This window comes from Sphingobium sp. CCH11-B1 (assembly GCF_001556865.1).
In the GTDB taxonomy this organism is placed as follows: Bacteria; Pseudomonadota; Alphaproteobacteria; order Sphingomonadales; family Sphingomonadaceae; genus Sphingobium.
In genome coordinates this window covers 1-5,420 of the sequence record NZ_LSJY01000113.1, presented here as the reverse complement: position 1 = coordinate 5,420, position 5,420 = coordinate 1, and the positions used below count along the sequence as shown (strand labels likewise).

Genomic DNA, 5,420 nt, shown 5'->3' with positions numbered 1-5,420 from the left:
CTTTTTGCACGCCGATCACCCCACGAAGGGGGTGCCTATTGCACGCTGATCCTCAAGCCTGCCCCGCTTTCGCGACGGATTCGCCGATCCGCTGCCCAACAAGGTACGTTTCGATTATAGTTATGATGGCGTGATGCGCTCGTTCGAAGATAGCCTTCGCCGGCTTGGATTGGACCGCATCGATATCCTCTATGCGCACGACCTGGGATCCCTGGCGCATGGGGCGATGCATTCGCACCGTTTCACGCAGTTCGCAGAGGGCGGCTACCGGGCGATGGATGAATTGCGCGCCAGCGGCGCGGCGGGCGCGATCGGACTTGGCGTCAACGAGACTGCGGTGATCGACCAGGCGATGACCATCGGACGCTTCGACTGCTTCCTGCTGGCCGGGCGCTACACTTTGCTGGAGCAACAACCGCTGGACGGCTTTTTCGATCGCGTCGCCGCCCATGGCGCGAGGATCGTCGCAGGGGGCGTGTACAACAGCGGCATCCTGGCGACCGGAACCCGTTCGGGCCAGCAAGCCTATTTCGACTATGCCCCAGCGCCTGCCGAGGTGGTCGCACGTGTCGCGCGGATCGAGGCGTTGTGCGACGAGGCAAGAATACCATTGGCCGCCGTCGCGCTGCAATTCGTCCGCGCGCATCCAGTCGTGGCATCCGTTCTGGTCGGTCTCGGCAACGCGGATCTGGTCGACCGTACGCTGGCTCTGGCGAGTATTCCAATTCCTGCTGCCTTCTGGACGGCATTGAAGGCCGAAGGAGTTATTCCGAGCGCAGCGCCGGTTCCAAAGGCGCCAGAGGGGCAGGGCTGACGCGGATGATCGACCCGCATCGATACGTCCGACAGCCGGCCGCTCCGCTCGCCAAAGGCCGAACTCTCGATCGTGCGAGCTTCTCACGGGATATGTCGGTCCCGCGGCATTCTGGCTCGGGCGCCAGGTTCCGCCATTGCCAGCAAAGCCTTTCGGAATGGCTTGGGCAGCAGACATTCATTCTGACCTACAAGCCATTTAAACTCGCGGGCCGGCCGAACAGGGACCAAGCATGACCGTCGATCCATTCGATCTGTCCGGCAAGCGGGCTCTTGTGACGGGGGCCGGGCAGGGGATCGGCAAGGCTTGCGCCGAGCTGTTGGCGGCACAGGGTGCGGACGTTGTGGCGATCGATCGCAATGCCGACACGCTTGCTGCGCTGACGGGTTGCCGAACGCAAAGGGTCGATGTGACCGAGGCAGGGGCGGATGTCGCGTTTGGCGAAGGTGATGGCGGGGCTTGGGATATTCTGGTCAATTGTGTTGGCAAGGTTCACGCCGGTACGCTGCTCGACAGCAGTGAGGCCGACCTTCAAGAGGCCTTTTCGATCAACGTCGTGGCGATGGCACGGCTGATCCGAGCTGTCTTGCCCGGCATGATTGGCGCAGGGGGCGGGTCGATCATCAACATTGCCTCGGTCGCTGGCGCGATCATCGGCGTGCCCGACCGTTTCGTGTACAACACGACCAAAGCTGCAGTGGTTGGGCTGACCAAGGCCGTTGCCGTTGACTATGTCACGCAGGGCATCCGCTGCAACGCAGTTTGTCCGGGCACTGTCCACTCGCCGTCGTTGGAGGAAAGGCTCCGTTCCACAGGAGATTTCAAAGCGGCGCTGGCCTGGTTTTCCGCCCGGCAGCCGGTTGGAAGGTTGGGCAGGCCGGAAGAGGTGGCGGCCATGGTGTTATGGCTGGCCAGCGACGCGGCGGCCTTCGTGACAGGGCAATGTCACGTAATCGACGGCGGCTGGTCCAATGCCTGAAGGCAGGTGATCGAGACACGAGAAGGGGAGGTGTGCAATGTCATCCGTGCATTTTGAGATAGGAGAGCCGTCGGGCAGATCTGACCAGGGATCGGCTCCTCTTGTCGAGCGCCGTTTTCTGGTGGCGTTCGTGGTTGTCACCAGCCTTTTCTTCATGTGGGCGATAGCCAACAACTTCAACGACATCCTGATCAAGCAATTTCAGAAGGCGCTGGAATTGTCGCGGATGGAATCAGGCCTGATCCAGACCGCCTTCTATTTCGGCTATTTCACGTTCGCGCTCCCTGCGGGTTGGTTCATAGCCCGACGCGGCTACAAGGCAGGGATTATCGCCGGGCTGGGTCTTTACGCGGTTGGAGCGCTGCTGTTTTGGCCGGCGGCCGGGGTACGCGCCTTTGGCTTTTTCCTTGTTGCGCTCTACATCATCGCTGCGGGTCTGGCCTTTCTCGAAACGGCGGCAAATCCTCTCATTGCTGCCATGGGTCGAGAGGAGAGCGCTGCACAGCGACTGACTTTCGCCCAAAGCTTCAATGGGCTTGGCGGTGTGATCGCCCCCTTCCTGGGCGGCGCGCTCATCTTCTCTGGCATTGAGCATAGCGCCGCCGAACTGGCCGCCATGTCTCCCGCGCAGATCGATGCCTATCGCGCCGCCGAAGCCCTTGCGGTGCGTCTCCCCTATCTCGCGCTCGCGGGCGTTGTCCTGCTCCTTGCCGTGATCGTCACGCTGACCCGCTTTCCTGTCATCGCCGAGGAACGGGCGACGGACCAGACCGGCGGCGGCCTGGGCGGGGCGCTGCGCAGCGCACGCCTGCGGGCTGCTATCCTGGCCCAGTTCTTCTACGTCGGCGCGCAGGTGACGGTGTGGAGCTATTTCATCAATTTCGCTCAGGACCAGACCGGCGTGGGTGAGAAGCTGGCCGCGCAGTGGCTTGGCATTAGCCTGTTCCTGTTCATGATCGGCCGGTTCGCCGGCGCGGGCCTGATGCGCTACGTCCCCGCGCCGCGGCTGCTGACCGCCTATGCTTTGATCGCGGCGGCGCTGTGCGGTATTGCAATGGGCGCTGGAGGCATGGTCGCGGTCGTTACGTTGGGGCTGACCAGCCTGTTCATGTCGATCATGTTCCCGACGATCTTTACCCTGGGCCTCGCGGGTCTGGGACCGAACAAGCGGATTGCATCTTCGCTGATCGTCATGGCGATCATCGGCGGCGCCATCTTCCCACCGGTGACTGGCCTCGTCGCAGAGCGGCTCCATTCCCTGCCCATGGCGATGTTGGTACCGCTGGCCTGTTTCCTGGTAATTGCGTGGTTCGGCCGGCGGGTCATGCGCAGCATTACGACGGGAGAAGCCTGATGGCGCGCCAGGTCTATGTGCTCGATCTCAGCGACGAAACGCTGGCCGAAGAATATGAGCGGTGGCATCGGCCAGGCAACGTCCCTGCGCAAGTGTTGCAGGATATCGTCGATGCCGGCAACACGCTCATGGAAATCTATCGTACGGGCGATCGGCTGGTCATGATCACCGAGACCGCGGGCGATGACGAGCCGCAGAATCGCACCGGCGGCGCGGAATCGCAGGCTTGGGAAGCGCAGATGGATCCATTCCAGAAACCCGTTCCGTGGGCTTGCGACGGCGTGAAATGGCAACCTGCAAATCGCATTTTCACTTTGGCCGAACATGTGCGGAAGGATATTTGACCCGACAGCTTCAGTTGGGCGACGCGCCGGACAGTGGGACTTTCAGCCCGATCGGCCGGATGACCTTGATATGAGGGGATCCGGCCGTTTTCACCGCAGTTCCGTCGCGGTGAAAACGGCTGTGCAAAATCCCGTGAGCTGAGGCGAACATGCTCAGGGCTGATAACCGAGCCGGTCGGAAATCCGCTCCGTCGCGCGGCGCAGCATGTCACGCGCTGCCTCGATCGCCACCTTTTGCGACCCGTCGATGAAGGAGAGAAACGGAATGGTGAGGGCCGCAACGACATGCTTGTCGAAACCAAAGATGGGAAAGCTGATGTCGGTAACACCGTAAGTTATCGGACTGGGCCGGCTGTCGAAGCCGGCCTGACGGATCGCCTCCTGCCGCTCGGCCAGCCAGGCGCGATCCACCGTCAGTTTTCGTTCTTCCTCGACCTCGCGTACCATCCGGTCGACCCGTGTCGGATTTGAATAGGCGAGGATCACCTGGCCCGAACAACTTTTCAAGATGTCGACGATGGTGCCGACCTTGAGCGAAAATCCGCGCGTGCCCGGCTGCTCCTCGCGCGCAACAACCATGCCATGACCCTTGGCCGGCACAACCAGATGGCAGGATTGGCCCGTCTCCAGCGTCAAGCCCTGCATTTCAGGGAGCGCAGCCCGCACCAGATCCTGTGACGGCGTGGCCCGGAACGCTATGTCCAAAAGCTTGTAGGTTACCGTATATCGATCTGTGGTCTTGGATTTCCTGAGATATCCAAGGTTCTCCAGCACGACGATGATCCGGAAAAGTTCGCCCACGGTTCGTCCGAGATCGGCGGCTATTTCGCTTACCAGCGCGCCCTTGGGGTGGGTGGCCAGATACTCCAGAATCTCGAAGGTCTTTTCGACTGCCGGCGCCGCATAGGCGCGCTTGAGTTCGGATCGCGGCACTTTTTATCATTCTCCTGGCATTTTGTCTCAATGCCGAAGTCTGATTTTGTCGAACCGTGCCTCAATTGCAACTTGAAAATATGTTTGTAAATATGCAAACTCATCGGGCAGCCGCCTTTCAGGGCGCGCGCATCAAGGGAGAATGGGGTGGCCGGCTTCACCAAACGCGAAATACTTGGGGCCCCGCTGGCGGCGGCTTTCGGTTTGGCGCAGGAGCCCGCAAGCGTCAGCGCGCGGCAAGCGGCACCGAAAATCACATCCGGCCGCTTCGACTCGTCGGTTGAGAGCCTGAACCGCTATGAGGTGCCCGCCTGGTTCGCAGATGCCAAGTTCGGCATCTGGGCCCATTGGGGGCCTCAGGCGGTTCCGCGGCAGGGGGACTGGTACGCGCGCTTCATGTATGTTCCCGGTCACCCGCATTATGACCATCATCTGAAAACCTACGGACATCCTTCGGAAAAAGGCTATAAGGACATCATTCCGCTGTGGACGGCGGATCGGTTTGATCCGGAAGCGCTCATGGCGAAATATAAGGCCGCAGGAGCCAAATATTTCGTGTCGATGGGCGTCCACCACGACAATTTCGACCTGTGGCGCTCGCGTCATCACCGCTGGAATGCGACGGAGATGGGCCCCAAGCGCGACATCGTCGGTGCATTGAAGGCCGCAGCCAAGCGCCAAGGACTTCGCTTCGGCGTGTCCGAACATCTGGGCGCGAGCTATACCTGGTGGCAGCCCTCCCATTTATACGACCAGTTCTGGCCGATGCTGGGCCGCTCCTATGACGGTAACGACGCCCGCTTCGCTGACCTTTATCACGACAATGGGACAGAGGCTTTCATCAACACGCCGGAATCCTGGTACACGAAGAATACCGCCTTTCATCGCCACTGGTTCGACAGGATCAGCGATCTGCTCGACAGCTACCAACCTGATCTGCTTGTCAACGGCGGAGCAAAAACCGGCCACTGTGGCGGAGTAAAAGTAGGCCACTGA

Annotated in this window: 6 protein-coding genes; 5 read left to right on the top strand and 1 reads right to left on the bottom strand. The window is 61.0% G+C overall.

Annotated elements, in window-relative coordinates; all coding sequences use genetic code 11:
• Nucleotides 1-58 precede the first annotated feature (58 nt).
• From AX724_RS12155 to AX724_RS12140, 4 genes are all read left to right on the top strand, one after another.
• Nucleotides 59-814 carry an aldo/keto reductase gene (locus tag AX724_RS12155; RefSeq protein ID WP_082733514.1) on the top strand — a complete coding sequence of 252 codons (756 nt, stop codon included), beginning with the start codon at nucleotides 59-61 and terminating at the stop codon, nucleotides 812-814.
• 232 nt (nucleotides 815-1,046) lie between these two features.
• Nucleotides 1,047-1,793 carry an SDR family oxidoreductase gene (locus tag AX724_RS12150; RefSeq protein WP_066766752.1) on the top strand — a complete coding sequence of 249 codons (747 nt, stop codon included), beginning with the start codon at nucleotides 1,047-1,049 and terminating at the stop codon, nucleotides 1,791-1,793.
• Nucleotides 1,794-1,914: 121 nt separating this feature from the next.
• Entirely contained in the window at nucleotides 1,915-3,147 is a 1,233-nt protein-coding gene (fucP, locus tag AX724_RS12145; protein ID WP_231736668.1) for an L-fucose:H+ symporter permease, read from the top strand.
• Nucleotides 3,147-3,491 carry an L-rhamnose mutarotase gene (locus AX724_RS12140; RefSeq protein WP_066766744.1) on the top strand — a complete coding sequence of 115 codons (345 nt, stop codon included), beginning with the start codon at nucleotides 3,147-3,149 and terminating at the stop codon, nucleotides 3,489-3,491. Before fucP ends, AX724_RS12140 begins: the two co-directional genes overlap by 1 nt.
• 153 nt (nucleotides 3,492-3,644) lie before the next feature.
• Here AX724_RS12140 and AX724_RS12135 read toward each other — a convergent pair whose 3' ends face one another.
• The gene (locus tag AX724_RS12135) at nucleotides 3,645-4,424 is read right to left on the bottom strand and encodes an IclR family transcriptional regulator (protein WP_066766742.1); all 780 of its coding nucleotides are present in this window, start codon (nucleotides 4,422-4,424) and stop codon (nucleotides 3,645-3,647) included.
• Between the two features lie 147 nt (nucleotides 4,425-4,571).
• Between AX724_RS12135 and AX724_RS12130 the strand changes: the two genes are divergently transcribed.
• Nucleotides 4,572-5,420 (top strand): alpha-L-fucosidase, encoded by an 849-nt coding sequence (locus tag AX724_RS12130; protein ID WP_082733513.1) that lies wholly within the window; start codon nucleotides 4,572-4,574, stop codon nucleotides 5,418-5,420.